The organism is Luteimicrobium xylanilyticum (assembly GCF_009429125.1).
Taxonomy (GTDB): domain Bacteria; phylum Actinomycetota; class Actinomycetes; order Actinomycetales; family Cellulomonadaceae; genus Luteimicrobium; species Luteimicrobium xylanilyticum.
The window spans coordinates 3287474-3303254 of sequence record NZ_CP045529.1; the positions used below are offsets into that span (position 1 = coordinate 3287474).

At 71.5% G+C, this 15781-nt stretch carries 15 protein-coding genes and 1 tRNA gene; 5 read left to right on the top strand and 11 right to left on the bottom strand.

Translation table 11 applies throughout. The annotated features are described in order from the left end of the window. Positions 1–156: 156 nt before the first annotated feature. On the top strand, positions 157–660 hold the full coding sequence (locus KDY119_RS14555) for a hypothetical protein (RefSeq protein ID WP_051136263.1): 504 nt from the start codon (positions 157–159) through the stop codon (positions 658–660). Between the two features lie 2 nt (positions 661–662). Beyond that, entirely contained in the window at positions 663–1610 is a 948-nt protein-coding gene (locus KDY119_RS14560; protein ID WP_051136264.1) for a hypothetical protein, read from the top strand. Here the strand turns inward: KDY119_RS14560 and KDY119_RS14565 are convergent. From KDY119_RS14565 to KDY119_RS14580, 4 genes are all read right to left on the bottom strand, one after another. Continuing rightward, on the bottom strand, positions 1587–3092 hold the full coding sequence (locus KDY119_RS14565; RefSeq protein ID WP_051136265.1) for a phytoene desaturase family protein: 1506 nt from the start codon (positions 3090–3092) through the stop codon (positions 1587–1589). The genes KDY119_RS14560 and KDY119_RS14565 overlap by 24 nt on opposite strands. Continuing rightward, complete coding sequence (cspE, locus tag KDY119_RS14570; RefSeq protein ID WP_036947283.1) at positions 3089–3292, bottom strand: transcription antiterminator/RNA stability regulator CspE; 204 nt, start codon at positions 3290–3292, stop codon at positions 3089–3091. The genes KDY119_RS14565 and cspE overlap by 4 nt, the downstream gene beginning before the upstream one ends. Positions 3293–3486: 194 nt before the next feature. Then, a complete protein-coding gene (locus KDY119_RS14575) occupies positions 3487–4113 on the bottom strand; it encodes a LytR C-terminal domain-containing protein (protein ID WP_194174245.1) in 627 nt (208 codons plus the stop codon). Between the two features lie 67 nt (positions 4114–4180). Then, positions 4181–4489 (bottom strand): DUF3263 domain-containing protein, encoded by a 309-nt coding sequence (locus tag KDY119_RS14580; RefSeq protein WP_036947286.1) that lies wholly within the window; start codon positions 4487–4489, stop codon positions 4181–4183. Between the two features lie 179 nt (positions 4490–4668). On the opposite strand from KDY119_RS14580, the gene KDY119_RS14585 reads away from it, so the two are divergent. Beyond that, positions 4669–5484, top strand: a complete 816-nt coding sequence (locus KDY119_RS14585; protein ID WP_036947288.1) for an SGNH/GDSL hydrolase family protein — start codon at positions 4669–4671, stop codon at positions 5482–5484. A gap of 64 nt (positions 5485–5548) precedes the next feature. Here KDY119_RS14585 and KDY119_RS14590 read toward each other — a convergent pair whose 3' ends face one another. From KDY119_RS14590 to KDY119_RS14620, 7 genes are all read right to left on the bottom strand, one after another. Beyond that, entirely contained in the window at positions 5549–6364 is an 816-nt protein-coding gene (locus KDY119_RS14590; protein WP_036947290.1) for an ABC transporter permease, read from the bottom strand. Next, a complete protein-coding gene (locus KDY119_RS14595) occupies positions 6361–7194 on the bottom strand; it encodes an ABC transporter permease (RefSeq protein ID WP_036947292.1) in 834 nt (277 codons plus the stop codon). The genes KDY119_RS14590 and KDY119_RS14595 overlap by 4 nt, the downstream gene beginning before the upstream one ends. Then, complete coding sequence (locus KDY119_RS14600) at positions 7191–8186, bottom strand: ABC transporter ATP-binding protein (protein WP_407657436.1); 996 nt, start codon at positions 8184–8186, stop codon at positions 7191–7193. Before KDY119_RS14600 ends, KDY119_RS14595 begins: the two co-directional genes overlap by 4 nt. Before the next feature lie 66 nt (positions 8187–8252). Beyond that, positions 8253–8325: transfer RNA gene (locus KDY119_RS14605), tRNA-Thr, on the bottom strand. Positions 8326–8476: 151 nt separating this feature from the next. Beyond that, positions 8477–8785: a hypothetical protein gene (locus KDY119_RS14610; protein ID WP_036947294.1), complete on the bottom strand. Its 309-nt coding sequence runs from the start codon at positions 8783–8785 to the stop codon at positions 8477–8479. Between the two features lie 297 nt (positions 8786–9082). Next, positions 9083–9919 carry a DsbA family protein gene (locus KDY119_RS14615; RefSeq protein WP_036947296.1) on the bottom strand — a complete coding sequence of 279 codons (837 nt, stop codon included), beginning with the start codon at positions 9917–9919 and terminating at the stop codon, positions 9083–9085. Between the two features lie 445 nt (positions 9920–10364). Then, positions 10365–12065 carry a serine/threonine-protein kinase gene (locus tag KDY119_RS14620; protein WP_153022468.1) on the bottom strand — a complete coding sequence of 567 codons (1701 nt, stop codon included), beginning with the start codon at positions 12063–12065 and terminating at the stop codon, positions 10365–10367. A 141-nt stretch (positions 12066–12206) separates the two neighbouring features. Between KDY119_RS14620 and KDY119_RS14625 the strand changes: the two genes are divergently transcribed. Both KDY119_RS14625 and KDY119_RS14630 read left to right on the top strand, forming a co-directional pair. Continuing rightward, positions 12207–14465 carry a bifunctional alpha,alpha-trehalose-phosphate synthase (UDP-forming)/trehalose-phosphatase gene (locus tag KDY119_RS14625; protein ID WP_036947299.1) on the top strand — a complete coding sequence of 753 codons (2259 nt, stop codon included), beginning with the start codon at positions 12207–12209 and terminating at the stop codon, positions 14463–14465. A gap of 125 nt (positions 14466–14590) precedes the next feature. Continuing rightward, the gene (locus tag KDY119_RS14630) at positions 14591–15721 is read left to right on the top strand and encodes an ABC transporter ATP-binding protein (protein ID WP_036947301.1); all 1131 of its coding nucleotides are present in this window, start codon (positions 14591–14593) and stop codon (positions 15719–15721) included. The last annotated feature ends 60 nt before the right edge of the window (positions 15722–15781 follow it).

The window sequence follows — 15781 nt, forward strand, 5'->3', positions numbered from 1 at the left end:
TGCGGTCCGGGGCCTCGCCGGTCGACCCGGGTTTGTCACTCTCAAGGCGAGAGTGCTAACGCCATTATTGGCACTCGGCCCTGGCGAGTGCAAGACGCCGGACCTCCCCTGGGCGGGGGTCCCGTACGCCCATCGCGAAACGTTAGGCTTCGGCGCATGTCCCTCGACGATCCGCGCACCGTCGCGCCGCGTCGGCTCAGCACGACCGCCCGGACGTGGCGGATCACGGTCGCGGCCGCAGCGCTCGTCGTCCTGCTGATCGCGCAGCTCGTCCCGACGACGTTCAAGAACACCAACGACTGGTTCCCGCTGGGCTCGCTGTCGCAGTACGCGTTCGCAACCAACCCGGACGGCACGGTCAGGTCGGCCTTCATCATCGGCACGACGGCCGACGGGCACGACGTCAAGGTCTGGCTCGACCAGATGGGCATCGGCGTCGGGCACGCGGAGATCGAGGGCCAGCTCCAGCGGATCGTCGACGACCCCGACCTGCTCGCCGGGGTCGCGCGCGCCTACGCGTGGCGCTACCCGCACCGGCCCCCGCTCGCGACCCTCACGCTCAAGCGCTCGACCAAGAAGCTCCACGACGGCCGCCCCACGGGGGACGAGAGCGTCGAGGTCCTCGCCGTCTACCACGTGCCCGCCGGAGGAGTGCAGTGACAATGACGAGCACCCTCGGCAGGGCCGGCCGCGCCGTCGGCCGGTGGTGGCTCTCCCCCGTCGCGCTCGCTCGCATCGCGGTGCTCCGCGCCGCCCTGTACCTCTTCACGATCTGGGACATCTTCGTCCTCACGCACGACGTGATCGGGCACGGCTACTCGCGCGAGCTCTACCAGCCCACGCTCATCGGCCGGATCCTGCCGATCCCCGAACCCACGCCCGTCGGCGGGTACGTCATGCAGTGGACCCTCGTCGTCACCTGCCTCGCGACCCCCGTGCTCATGGCGTGCGCGGCTCGCTCGCTCCAGTGGGCCGGCCGCGTGACGGGCTGGGTGGCGGGCGTCGTCTTCCTCGCCTGGATGGAGAACTCGCAGGGCTTCGGGTACGTGTCGCACGACCACATGGCGCTCGTGCTCGCCCTCCTGCTCCTGCCGACCGTGCCGCCCGCGCGCTTCACCGACCAGACGCCTTCCGAGGCCGCCGGCTGGGCGGTCCGCTGCATCCAGATCGCCGTGGTCATGACCTACTTCGGGTCGGCGCTGCAGAAGATCGTCCGCACGGGCGGCCTCTTCAACTGGCCCAACAGCTCGGTGATCGTCTGGTCGCTGCTGCGCCGCGGCCGCTCGGCCGTGAGCTGGTCCACCGACTACCCGGGACTCCTCAAGGTCGGCCAGTGGATCCTGTTCATCGCCGAGCTGCTCTCCCCCATCGCCCTGTGGGTCCGCGGGCGGCTGGTCTACGCGGTGGTCGCGCTCATCTGCGTCTTCCACCTGATCACGTACATCGCGCTCGGCATCCACTTCCTGCCGACCGTGATCTGCTGGCTCGCCTTCCTGCCCCTCGAGCGGCTCGTCCCGTGGGCCCGTCGCCGCCTCCTGCGAACCGGATCAGACGACGGCGCAGCCGCGCCGACCGACGACGTCACCTCAGTCCCGGCCGAGCTCCGGTAGCGCGCGGCTCCCGAACGTGCGGCGAAGCACCCGGCGCGCGGCGAACCAGCCGCCCAGACCGTGCACGCCGGGCCCCGGCGGTGTCGACGCCGAGCAGAGGTACACGTCGTCGAGCCCGGTCGCGTAGGGGTCGAGCCACGGCGTCGGGCGGGCGAACATCCGGTACAGCGACACCTCGCCTGCCGCGATGTCCCCGCCCACGTAGTTCGCATCGTGGGCGGGCATCTCGGCCGCCGTCGTGGCGCGCGAGGTCACGACGACGTCCCGGAACCCGGGTGCGAAGCGTTCGATCTGCGCGGTGACCGCCTCGGTCTGGTCGACCGTCGAGCCCGCGGGCACGTGCGCATACGTCCACAGGGGCCGCAGGCCGCCCACCTCGCGGGTCTCGTCGACGACGGCCGGGTCGCTCAGGAGCACGACCGGCCGCGCGGCGTGCCGGCCCGCGTGGACCTCACGCTCCGCGACCGCCATCTCCCGACGCGTCCCGCCGACGTGCACCGTCCCGGCGAGCCCCACGTCGGGGTGCTTCCACGGGACCGGACCGCTCAGGACGAAGTCGACCTTGGACGCGGCGTTGCCGTAGCCGAAGGCGTTCAGGGAACGCGCGGCCCGCGCCGGCACACGGTCCGCGAAGACCTCGAGCAGAGTGCGGGGCGTCGTGTCGAACACGTACGCGCGAGCGGGCGGGAGGTCGGCCTCGGACCGGACCGGACGCCCGGTGACGACCTCGCCGCCGTGCTCCTCGAGGTCGGCGACCAGGGCCGCGACGATCGCTCCCGACCCGCCGCGCGGGATCGGCCACCCCTTGTCGGCGTGCGCGAGCGCGCCCAGCAGGAGCGCGGTGCCGGCGCCCGCCATCGACGGCAGCGACGTGATGGTGTGCGCCGCGACGCCCGTGAGCAGCGCGGGCGCCTCGTCGCCCTTGAAGCGCAGGTTCCACGCGGGCGTGCCATGCTCGAGCGCGGCGAGCCCGAAGCGCACCGCCGACCACGGCGTCGAGGCGCTCACCCCCGGCGGGAGCGACCGCTTGTCCCCCAACGCCACGGCCACGACGTCACGCCAGTGCGATGACAGGCGTCCGAAGATGCTGCGCCAGGCGGCGCCGTCGGGTCCGAGGGCGTCGACCGTGCGCTCGAGGTCCAGATAGGCGAGGCCCGCCCTGCCGCCGTCGAGCGGCTGCGCGTACGAGACCTCGGGGACGAGCAGCTCCACACGGTCGGCAAGGCCGAACGCCTCGAGGAACGGGGACGCCCACGCCATCGGGTGCACGGCCGAGCACACGTCGTGCACGACTCCTTCGGCGAGCCCGAGGTCGAGCGTGCGCGCGCCACCGCCCACCGTGTCCTCGGCCTCGAGCACCAGCACCCCGAGGCCCGCGCGTGCGAGCGTGACCGCTGCCGCGAGGCCGTTGGGCCCAGCCCCCACGACGACGACGTCGCGCGCCCCGCGGGACCCGCCGTCGCCGAGACCGTTGCCGCTCAGAGCGGCCGGACCTGCTCCGCCTGCGGGCCCTTCTGGCCCTGTCCGACCTCGAACTCGACCTGCTGCCCCTCGTCGAGGGACCGGTAACCATCCGACTGGATCGCGCTGTAGTGCACGAACACGTCCTGGCCGCCCGCCTCAGGGGTGATGAAGCCGAACCCCTTCTCGGCGTTGAACCACTTGACGGTGCCCTGGGCCATCTGAGTCTCCTTCTGCGGCGGGCCGAGCCGGAGGCCCCCCTCGGACCCGCTCCGGACGCCGGTCGCTCGCTCGCGAATCGCCGTGCCATCTCGCCCGCGAGCCGGTCGCCCACGGTGCACGAGCGAGCCTAGCCGCGACCGCGCGTGAGGGGAATGGTCCGGGCTGGTGTGTTTCGCGAGGTGAACAGCGGCCGTCAGGACAGGTCGTGCAGCAGGACCGCGATGATCGGCGCCCCGCCGGACAGGGCGCTCACCTGCTCGACGTCCGAGATGCCGAGGAGCGAGCCCACCTTCTTGGCCGTCGCTGCATCGGCATCCTTGACGTAGTAGACGACGGAGTCCGCGAGCTTGGTCCCCGTGTAGTCCGAGGCCGCCACCTTCGTGAAGCCGGCACCCTGGAGCTTCGTGGCTCCGCGGCCCGCGAGCCCGGCGATCCCGGCGCCGTTCTTCACTGCGATCGACGTCGCGAGGTCCACGTCGCCGCCGGCCTCGTCGTCGCTGCCGGACGCGTCGTCGGAGGCATCGTCGTCGGGGGACTTCGTCGCCTTCGGCGTGCTGCTCTTCGTGGACTTCGAGGTGGACTTCGTCGTCGAGTCCTTCGAGGCGGACGTCGACTTGTCGGACGCGCTCGCGTCCCCCGAGCCCAGCAGGCTCGACCCGATCGTGACGGCGCCGTACGCGACCACGGCGAAGACGACGGCCACGACGACGAACGGGAGGACCTTGCGCCAGGGGCTCCGCGGCACCCGGTGGACGCCCGTCGGGGCGTCCTCGGGGACGTCGTCGAACTCGTCCGGGGGGTACCGGTAGCTCTTGCTCACCGGCACAGGGTAACCGCCGGTCCTAAGGAGCCCGAAGTCACGCCCGCCCCGGTGGCGACGTCGCAGGTCACGCGCCCGAGCCTGCGCGGCGGGCGGAGCGCTCGCGCTGCCGCGCGGACCGCAGCCGGCGCAGGCGCTTGACGAGCATCGGGTCGTGCGCGAGCGCGGCGTCGGTGTCGATGAGCGCGTTGAGGGTCTGGTAGTACCGGGTCGCGGTCATGCCGAAGAGCTCGGAGATGGCCGCCTCCTTGGCGCCGGCGTACTTCCACCACTGGCGCTCGAAGTCGAGGATCGCGCGGTCGCGCTCGTCGAGCCCGCCGTCCGCGGTGTGGTCGGCTCCGGTCACGTCCGTGAGCCGCCTCGTGGCCTCGCCCATCCCGGTTCCTCTCGCCTCGCGACGTCCGTGCGACCCGCGCACGACGGCCGGGCTGACCCGGCGCCCCCAGGGTACGGGGCGAACGACACGGGTGTCATTCGCCCGCGCCGCGTGCGCCCGTGTCCGGTGACCGGTCGCGGTCTCCGGTACCGGGGCCACGCCTGGGACACAATGGCCACGTGACAACGAGCGACACCCCGCACGCACCCGCCCCCCGCTGGACCTCCTACGCCGCCGTCGGCGACTCGTTCACGGAGGGCCTGTGGGACACCGACCCCGCCGCGCCGGACCGGTGCCGCGGGTGGGCGGACCGCCTGGCCGCGGCACTGTCCGCGCGCCGCGTCGCGGCCGGTGAGACACCGCTGCGCTACGCCAACCTCGCCGTCCGCGGCAAGCTCCTCGGGCCGATCGTCGACGACCAGCTCCCCCACGCCCTCGACCTCGAGCCCGACCTGGTGAGCCTCGTCGGCGGCGGCAACGACATCCTGCGCCCCCGCGCCGACGTCGACGCCCTGTCGCGGCGGCTGGAGGACGCCGTCGTACGCCTACGAGCGGCGGGCGTCGACGTGCTGCTGGCCACGGGCTTCGACGCGAGCGAGAGCCCGATCGTGTCCCTGACACGGTCGCGCGTCGGGGTCTACAACGCGAACATCTGGTCGATCGCGCGACGCCACGGCGCGCACGTGCTCGACCTGTGGGGCATGCGAGCCCTGCAGGACTGGCGCGTGTGGGCCTCGGACCGCATCCACCTGACCGACGAGGGTCACCGCCGGGTGGCGGACGCCGCGCTCGTCGGGCTGGGGCTCGCACCCGACGACGACGCCTGGGACGAGCCGTTCACCGCGCTGCCCCGGGCACCGTTCTCCGAGCGCGCCCGCGAGAACGCCCGGTGGGCCCGCGAGTACGTGGGGCCGTGGGTCGGTCGGCGCCTGCGGCACGAGTCGTCGGGCGACGGCCGTGCGGCGAAGTACCCGGACCTCACCGACTGGCCCTGACCGCGAGGTATACCGGCCGCCGTACTACCTCGCGAGGTATACCGGCCGCCGTACTACCTCGCGGTCAGGCGAGGAAGAGCGCGCGCAGGCGGCGCGTCGTGACCGTGAGACCGATCCCGATCATCGCCACGAAGTACACGACGTGCCACCAGATGCTCGGCGGCAGGTCGCCCGTCGTGAGCCCGCGGACCAGCTCGACCGCGTGCCACAGCGGCATCGCCTGGATGAGCCACTGCAGCGGCGCCGGGTAGACGCTGATCGGGAAGAAGGTGGCCGACAGCAGGAACATCGGCAGCAGCACGATGTTGATCCAGTCCATCTGCTGGAACGTCTTCATGAGGCTCGTGATGGCCATGCCGAACGATGCGAACGCGAACGCGACGAGCACGACGGCGGGCAGCGCGAGCACCGCCGTCCACGACAGGTTGAGCCCCATGACCTGCATGACCGTGAGGAACCCGGTCGCGTAGACGGCCCCGCGCAGCAGCGCGTAGGAGATCTCGCCGAACGCCACGTCGAGCGGGCCGAGCGACGTCGCGAGCATCGCCTCGTAGAGCCGCGCGAAGCGCATCTTGAAGAACACGTTCCACGTCGAGTCGTAGACGGCGCCGTTCATCGCGGACACCGCCAGGAGGCCGGGTGCGATGTACGCGGCGTACTCCACGTGCAGCCCCGACGGCAGCGTCACGTCCCCGACGTACGTGCCGAGCCCGACGCCCATCGCGAACAGGTAGAACACGGGCTCGAAGAAGCCCGACAGCACGACGGTCCAGTTGCTCGTCTTGGTGGCGGCGAGGTTCCGGGCGACGACGGCGCGCGCGTTGCCCGCGTACAGGGCGCTCACCCCGCCCGACCGTCCGGGGGCCAGGATGTCGCTCATGCGCGCAGCCTCCTCGTGAAGCGGCGGCGCACCCCGAGCCAGCCGCCGATGATCAGCCCGACGAGCACCACGACATGGACGGTGATCAGCCAGCCCGGCTCGCTCTCGCCGTACGAGATCACGCGCCCGAGCTGGGTCGCGTGCCACAACGGCGAGACCCAGCCGATCCAGTGCAACCAGCCCGGCAGCGTGGACAGCGGGTAGAACGTGCCCGAGAACAGGAACATCGGCGTGAAGATGAACCGCTGCACGATCGCGAACTGGCCCTTGTCCTCGGTCAGGCCCGCCGAGTACGCCATGAGCGGCAGCCCGAACGCGAGCCCGCCCAAGATCCCGACGAACGGCAGCACGAGCACCGTCCACGGGTGCCCCAGCGCCCCGAACGCGAGCGCCAGGACGGCGTACGCCACGGTCGTGAACAGCATCCGCACCAGGACGGCGATCACGATCCCGCCCGCGAGCTGGCTCGGTTCGACGGGGGTCGCGTTGACGCCCCAGAAGAGCTTGCGCCAGCGGAAGCCCTCCATGATCACGTAGGTGAACTCCTCGGTCGCGACCGAGATGGCGGCCGTGACGAGGAGCGCGGGCGCGACGAACACGACGTAGTCGACGGGCCCGTGCGGCCCCGACGCGACCGGTGTCTCGATGAACGTCGCGAGCCCCATCCCGAGGCCGAGAAGGTACAGGAGCGGGCTGCCGAGGCCGCCGACGACGATCGTCCAGCCGTACGCCTTCATGGCCCGCAGGCGGTACTCGGCGACGTACCAGGCGCCGAGCCGGCGGACGGGCGCCTCGGGGGCTGCGCCGTCGGGCAGGGTGGTGGTGCTCATTCGATGAGGCTCCGCCCCGTGAGACGGAGGAACACGTCCTCCAGGCTCGACCGGCGCACGAGGCTCGTGGTGGGGCGCAGCCCGCGCGCGGCGACCTGCTCGAGGATCGCCTCGCCGTCGGACGCGTAGACGAGGACGCGGTCCGGGAGGATCTCGAGCCGGTCCCCCACCTCGGCGAGGACCCGCGCCGCCTCCTCGTTGCGGTCCGTGCCGAACCGGAGCTCCGCGACCTCGCGCGACGAGTACCGCCGGATCAGCTCCGCGGGGCTCCCCTCGGCCATGATCTGGCCGTGGTCGACGACGACGAGCCGCTCGCAGAGCTGCTCCGCCTCGTCCATGAAGTGCGTCGTCACGACGAGGGTGGTGCCCTGCTCCTTGAGGCGGAACAGCCGGTCCCACAGGATGTGGCGGGCCTGCGGGTCGAGGCCGGTGGTGGGCTCGTCGAGCATGAGGAGGCGCGGCTCGTTGACGAGCGCGCGGGCGATGGTCAGGCGGCGCTTCATGCCGCCGGACAGCTCGTCGACCTTCGCGTCCGCGCGCTCGCTGAGCTGCGCGAAGTCCAGCAGCTCCGTAGCGCGCTGCGCGCACACGGACCGTGGGATCCCGAAGTACCTGCCGTACGTGACGAGGTTGCCACGGGCGGTGAGCTCGCCGTCCAGGTTGTCCTCCTGCGGCACCACGCCCAGCTGGGCGCGGATGCGGGGACCGTGGTCGTCCGGGTCGAGGCCCAGGACCGTGAGGTCGCCGCCCGAACGCGCCGAGACGGCGCCCACCATGCGCATCGTCGTCGACTTGCCGGCGCCATTGGGGCCGAGCAGGCCGAACGACTCGCCGGGCGCGACCTCGAAGTCGATCCCGTCGACGGCCACGAAGTCGCCGAAGCGCTTCGTCAGGCCGCGCGCGGCGACCACGGGTCCACCGCCCGACGTCGCGGCGGTACGGGTCAGCGGCGCAGGCTGGGGTGGTCGTGCCCCCTCGGGCATCGGTGTCATGGGCACCAGGACACGGTAGCCTCGCGCACCGACAGCCGTCACCGAGGATTCGCACAGGGCGAGGTGAGCCGCCTGTCGGGTTCGAACCGACGACCTTTCGCTTACAAGGCGAGCGCTCTACCAGCTGAGCTAAGGCGGCACGTCGCGCGACTCCCCGGCCGTGGGACCTGGTCGAGCACGCGATGCGCCGCACAGCCTACCGGGCGAGCGGTGGGACGCGCAGACGACGGAGCCCGGGCCGCCGAGGCGGTCCGGGCTCCGCATACTGCACTTCTACCTGTGTCTGCCGATCAGCGGTACTTCCAGCTGACGCCGTTGACCCACGTGCCGCAGCTCGCCTTGGTAACCATCGTCTGCCCTCCGCTTGGGAAAGTGACATCGATGGTCTTGTCCTTCGCTAACGCGCAGTCGACGTTGTACCGCACCTTTGCCTTGGACCCACACGTCTGAACGATCTTCACGTTGTGACCGATGAGATCAGTTGTCGTGACTGTCGGCTGAAAGCACTTGCCAGCGGCCGGTGACGATGCCGCCTCCGCGGTCTGGCTGATACCGACCATCACACTCCCGGCCAAGGCAATCGACAGCCCCAGCCCCATCAAGCGTCTACGCATGAACTACCTCCCCTTGCGAAATGTTGGACACATCGAAGCGTCGCCCATTACCCACACAGCCGCAACCAAATCCCATCAGATGGACAGATCCGGGTGAATCGCCCAAAGATCCTCGCTCATATCGGTTACGGTGTGCTAACGCCGCCGCACAAGGGTCGAACTCGACTGGAGAAGTGCGTACCGCAGGGGCGTACAGGTCGGGCGTTTCGGCGACGACGGAGCCCGGGCCGCCGAGGCGGTCCGGGCTCCGTCGTGGGTCGCTCACGGCGAACGAGGCTGGGGTCAGTTCGTCGAGCCCGACTTCGCGTCCTCGATGGCGGACTTCAAGGCGCCGGCTTGGGACCAGTTGCCGTCCCAGCGCTTGCCGTTGATGACGATCGTGGGCGTGCCGAAGCTAGGCGGGTTCTCGTTCGGGTTCTTGAGGTCGTTGTCATCACCGACCCTCGCGGTCCACGCATCCACCCAGTCCGCGAACGTGTGCTTGCTGAACTGGTCGGCGACCTTTTGGGAAACGCCCGCCTGGACCGCATAGTCCTTGAGCTGGTCGTCCGTCAGGCCCGTGCTGTTCTCCTCGGGGTGGTTCGCGTAGAGCGCCTCGTGGAACTGGATGACCTTGTCGGGCTCCTGGTCGGCGACCGTCGCGAACGCACTAGCTGAACGCGTCGAGTAGTTCGTCCCCTGCGAGAGCCGGTTGAGGATCGCGACCGGGTGCATGACGAACGTGATCGTCCCGTCCTCGCGGAGCGAGTCCAGGTCGTCCTTGTTGACCTGCTCGAACGTTGCGCAGTTGGGGCACATGTAGTCGAAGTACAGGTCGAGCGTGACCGCGCCGGCGTTCGTCTTGCCGGCGACGCCGTCCTTGTCGACGGGGATGCCACCGCCGTCCTTGACGGACTCGGCGGTCGACGGCGCCTTGACGTCCCCGAGAGACTTGGGCTTGTTGGCCTGGTTGATGAACACGACCGCGAGCACGACCGCCACCACCAGCACGACCAGCACACCGATCGTGATGAAACGGTTCCGCTTCTCGCGGCGCTCCTGCTCCTGGCGCAGCTTCAGGGCCTCCGCGCGCGCGGCGTCGCGGCGCTGCGACTTGGTGAGGTTCGAGTCGTCGGGCATCCCGTGTCCTGTTCTCGTTCGCGCGCGACGCGTTCAGGCGCCTCGCTCCATGGGTCCACAGCGTATCCAAACGGCCGATGCTGGGAGGCTCCTGGACGCGGGACCCCCGAGCGCCGTCGTCGGCCATGCTGCCGCCCCGCGTCCGGGTACGTCGAACTTGCTCAGATCGTCGCCGGACAACATCCCGGACGACGATCCGAGTCGGTTCGACGACCCGAGGCTCAGCCCCGCGGGCAGTCCCCGCTCTCCAACACCCGAAGACGCACGCCGCGGGCTCTGCGGATGCCGCGGACAGGTGACGGGACGGCGAAAGGTGGGGTCGAGTGGGGTGCGCGCGACCGTGGCAGGGCTGGCGGGAGCAGCCCGAGGAACGAGGGCTGCGGATGGTAGGTCGCGCGCACCCCACTCGACCCCGCCGCCGGAACCACAACCCGCCCGAAGTACCTCAGGAGAGGTCGGGCGCCCCCGGGAACGGCCACCACCCGATCGGGTGCGCGTCCCACGCGATCCACCCCAACCACACGGCGGCCGCGACGGCGAGCAGGACGACGACGATCGCGGTCCGCCGCCCGGGGACGAGGTGCCGGAGCCCGGCGCGCGCACCGTCGCGCGTGACGGTCGTCGCAGGCCCGAACCAGGCGAGCAGGATCGCGACGACCATGGTGACGGCGAGCACGAGCCCGTAGAGCCAAGGGGCGTTCTCGGCAGGGTGGTCGGTGTCGGCGACGAGGACGGTCCGGTCGAGGACCCACCAGCCGCCGACGACGAGCACGAGCCCGGCGCACCCGGCCACGATGAGCGAGGGCAGCGACCCGACGACGCCGCGCACGAGGTGCCAGGGGGCGACGACGGCGACGCGTGCGCCGTCGACCTTCCCGACGCCTCGGCGTTCGCGCCTCCCGTGGAGGGACTCGGCCGCGTACCCGACGTACCGGGAGAGGACCACCAGCACCGCGAGCGCCACGAAGGACAGGCCCGGCCAGGTGGCGGCCGCGGCGACGAGGGGCAGCGCGAGCGCGAACAGGAGCCACGAGCGCGACGGGTGCTGGGGGCGCACGTAGCCGGACGCGGACTCGTACACCTGCTCGGGGACGGGTTCGAGCCAGTCGGTGTCGTCGCCCGTGCCGACGGCGGCCGGTTCGACGGGCGCCATGACCTCCGTCGCGTCGGTCGCGGCGGGTGGGGGCGGCGGGACGTCGGTGGCGACGGCGCGGGTCCGTCCGTCGTTGACAGGAGCGGTGCGGGGGTCGTGGGTGACGACCTGCGTGGGCCACTGGGACGCGGCGCCGAGGGCGACGGTCTCGACGAGGTCGCCGGGCGCGACGGGCTCGGGCTCGTCGCCGTCGTCGGCGGCCGTGCGCAGGGCCCGGACGACGTCGTCGGGCTTCCAGCGATCGCCGGGGTCGGGGCGCAGGGCGCCCGCGATGGCCTCGCCCCGCAGGCGTCCGACGCCGCGCAGGTCGGCGGTGCCGGCCTGCGCCCGGGCGAGGACAGCGTCGACCGGGGTGACGCCGAACGGCGCGCGGGCGGTCGCGGCGAACGCGAGCGACGCTGCCCACCCCCACCAGTCCGTGGCGACGGACGGGTCGGCACCGGTGAGCATCTCGGGCGCGAGGTAGCCCGGCGTCCCCATGACGAGGCCGTCGGTGGTCATGCGGGCGTCCTCGAACCCGTGCGCGATGCCGAAGTCGATGAGGACGGGACCGTGCGTCGTCACCATGATGTTGCTGGGCTTGAGGTCGCGGTGCACGACGCCGGCCCCGTGCACGGCCTCGAGCGCGTCGGCGAGGTCGCCCGCGAGCGAGGCCAGCCGGGCGGCGTCGTACGGGCCGTGGAGCGCGACGTCGTCCTCGAGGCTGTGACCGTCGACGAGCTCGGTGACGATGAACGGGGACTCGCCCTCGAGCTCGACGTCGAGGACGGCGGCGACGGCGGGGTGGTCGAGGCGGCGCAGCGTCGCGGCCTCGCGGGCCAGCCGGGCGCGCGCGGACTCGTCGGTGTCGGGTCCCGCGTGCAGCACCTTGATGGCGACGGGGTGCCCGCCGCCGTCCTCCGCCCGGTACACGGCGCCGGTCGCACCCTGCCCGAGGCGCGCGACGATCCGGTACCCACCCACCTCGTCGCCGGGTGTCGCCGCAGCCCACATGGGTTCACCGTAGCGGCGCGAGGGCCGCTCGCGTGGGACGTCGTCGCCGGTCGGACGCCTCGTGCCCGTCCTCCGCGTCCGGGGCGCAGGACCACCTCACTCGATAGGCTGGGAGGACCGACGGACAGGAGCTGACGCCCGGTGAGCCCAGAAGCAAGCAAGGAAGGCAACGACCTGGTCGTGGTGGCGAACCGCCTCCCGGTCGACTTCACGACGGACGACGACGGCAGCATCAGCTGGCGCCGGTCCCCGGGCGGTCTCGTGACCGCCCTGGAACCGGTCATGCAGAGCGCCGACGGCGCCTGGGTGGGCTGGGGCGGCGCCGCCGACGTGTACGCCGACCCGTTCGAGGCGGACGGCATGACGCTCGTGCCGGTGACCCTCAACGAGGACGAGATCGAGCAGTACTACGAGGGCTTCTCGAACGACACCCTGTGGCCGCTGTACCACGACGTGATCTCGCAGCCGGCGTTCCACCGGCAGTGGTGGGACGCGTACCGGCGCGTGAACCGCCGGTTCGCGGAGGCCGCGGCCGCGCAGGCCGGCACGGGCGGGACCGTCTGGGTGCAGGACTACCAGCTCCAGCTCGTCCCCGCGATGCTCCGCGAGCTGCGGCCGGACCTGCGGATCGGCTTCTTCGACCACATCCCGTTCCCGCCGTACGAGATCTTCAGCCAGCTCCCGTGGCGGCGGCAGGTCGTCGAGGGTCTGCTCGGCGCGGACCTCATCGGCTTCCAGCGCAACGGCGACGCGGCCAACTTCCTCCGGACGGTCCGCCGCGTCACCCGCCACTCGACGCGGGGTCAGGTCATCATGTTCGAGGACGACGAGGGCCGTCCGGTACGCGAGGTCCGCGCGTCCGCGTTCCCGATCTCGATCGACTCCCGCCGGTTCGACTCGCTCGCCCGGCAGGACAGCACGCGCGAGCGTGCCGCGCAGATCCGCACCGAGATCGGCGACCCGGACATCGTCATGCTGGGCGTCGACCGCCTCGACTACACCAAGGGCATCCGGCACCGGATCAAGGCGTACGGCGAGCTGCTCGACGACGGCCGGCTCACCGTCGAGGAGGCGACGCTCGTGCAGGTCGCGAGCCCGAGCCGGGAGAACGTCGACGCCTACCAGGAGCTGCGCGACCAGGTGGAGACCGCCGTCGGGCGGATCAACGGCGAGTTCGGCGAGCTGGGGCACGCCGCCATCCACTACCTGCACCACTCCTACCCGCCCGAGGAGATGGCGGCGCTGTACCTGGCTGCCGACGTGATGCTCGTGACGTCGCTGCGCGACGGCATGAACCTCGTCGCCAAGGAGTACGTCGCCGCCCGCTCCGACGAGCACGGCGCCCTCGTGCTGTCCGAGTTCACGGGCGCCGCGGACGAGCTCAACGGCGCGCTGCTGGTCAACCCGCACGACATCGACGAGCTCAAGTCCGTGATCGAGCAGGCCGCCCGCATGGACCCCAAGGAGCAGCGGCGCCGGATGCGGCGGCTGCGCCGCAAGGTCATGGCCGACGACGTCGCGAAGTGGTCGAGCTCGTTCCTGCGCACCCTGGAGGAGATGCCCGTGGCCCCCGTCGCACCCGAGCTGCAGGACGACGACAGCCAGGCGCCCGGCGTCGAGCTGGTCGAGGCGCTCGACCGGCTCGCCGCGACCGACGGCCTCGTCATGGTCGCGACGGACTTCGACGGCGTGCTCGCCCCGCTCGTCGACGACCCGTCGTCGTCGCGCACGACGCCGCGGTCCGCCCGCGCCCTCGCGCGCCTCGCGCGCCGCCCGAGCTCCCAGGTGCGGCTCGCCCTCGTCTCGGGCCGGGACCTGGACACGCTCGCGTCCCTCAGCCACGCGCCGTCGGGCACGCTCCTCGTGGGCTCGCACGGCGCGGAGCGCGGCGAGGTCGGCGCCGACGGCGTGGTCCGGCACGAGCTCGAGCTCACCGAGGGCCAGGCCTCGCTGCTGCAGCGCATCACCGAGGGGCTCGAGGAGATCGCCGGCCGCCACACGGGCGTGTGGGTCGAGAAGAAGCCGACGGCGTCCGTCCTGCACACCCGCCGGTCCACGCACGACGGCGCCACCCAGGCCACCGAGGCCGCGCGCGGTCTCGCGGAGCGCCTCGGAGTGGGGGCGCTGGAGGGCAAGGACGTCGTCGAGCTGCAGGTCGTCGAGACGAGCAAGGGCAAGGCGATCGACGCCCTACGGAACGAGCTGGGCGCCAAGCGCGTGCTGTACGTCGGGGACGACGTCACCGACGAGCACGCTTTCGCCGTCCTCACCAGCGACGACGTGTCCGTGAAGGTCGGCGGCGGAGAGACGATCGCCCGGTACCGCGTCTCGAGCACCAAGTCCGTCGGCCTCCTGCTCGAGCACCTGGCACGTGCCATGGAACGTCACAAGCGGTCCTGAGACCTCCGTCACAGGAGCACCCCGCTCCGTCGGATACCATGCTCCCGGGACGGCGTTCGCCGCCTCGTCATCCCGTCACGACGGATCGTCCGGCACGTACCTGCCGGTGAAGGGAAGTAGCAACGATGGCTACGGTCACTTACGACCACGCGACCCGGGTCTACCCGGGCACCGAGCGTCCCGCTGTGGACCAGCTCAACCTGCACATCGAGGACGGCGAGTTCCTCGTCCTCGTCGGCCCCTCCGGCTGCGGCAAGTCGACCTCCCTGCGCATGCTCGCGGGCCTCGAGGACGTCAACCAGGGCCGCATCTTCATCGGCGACCGCGACGTCACGGACGTCCAGCCGAAGGACCGCGACATCGCGATGGTCTTCCAGAACTACGCGCTGTACCCGCACATGACCGTGGCCGACAACATGGGCTTCGCGCTCAAGATCGCCGGCACGCCGAAGGCCGAGATCCGCCAGCGTGTCGAGGAGGCTGCGAAGATCCTCGACCTGACCGAGTACCTCGACCGCAAGCCGAAGGCGCTCTCCGGTGGCCAGCGTCAGCGCGTCGCCATGGGCCGCGCGATCGTCCGCCAGCCGCAGGTCTTCCTCATGGACGAGCCGCTGTCGAACCTCGACGCCAAGCTCCGCGTCCAGACGCGTACGCAGATCGCGTCGCTCCAGCGCCGCCTCGGCGTCACCACGGTCTACGTCACGCACGACCAGACCGAGGCGCTCACCATGGGCGACCGCATCGCGGTGCTCAAGGACGGCCTCCTGCAGCAGGTCGGCACGCCGCGCGAGATGTACGACACCCCGGCCAACGTCTTCGTCGCGGGCTTCATCGGCTCCCCCGCCATGAACATCGGCACCTTCGACGTCAGCGGCGGCAACATCGAGGTCGGGCCTGCCCGCCTCGCTCTGCCCCGCGACGTCGCCGGCAAGCTGACGTCGGAGGACAACAACAAGGTGACCCTGGGCTTCCGCCCCGAGTCGCTCGACGTCACCTCCGAGTCGGACGCCTCCGCGTTCCCGGTCGAGGTCAACATCGTCGAGGAGCTCGGCTCCGACGCGTTCGTCTACGGCACGCTCCGCGGCCCGCTCGCCCAGAAGGACGACTCGGTCATCACGTCGGGTGCCGGCGACAACCAGGTCATCGTCCGCGTCGACCCGCGCAACGTCCCCATGAAGGGCGAGCGCGTGTTCGTCACGATCCGCCCCGGCGAGGAGCACGTCTTCTCGGCCGCGACGGGTCAGCGCCTCTCCTGAAGCACGTCACCACCGCCGCGGGGCGGGTCCGGTTCGCCGGGCCCGCCCCGCGGTGCGTCC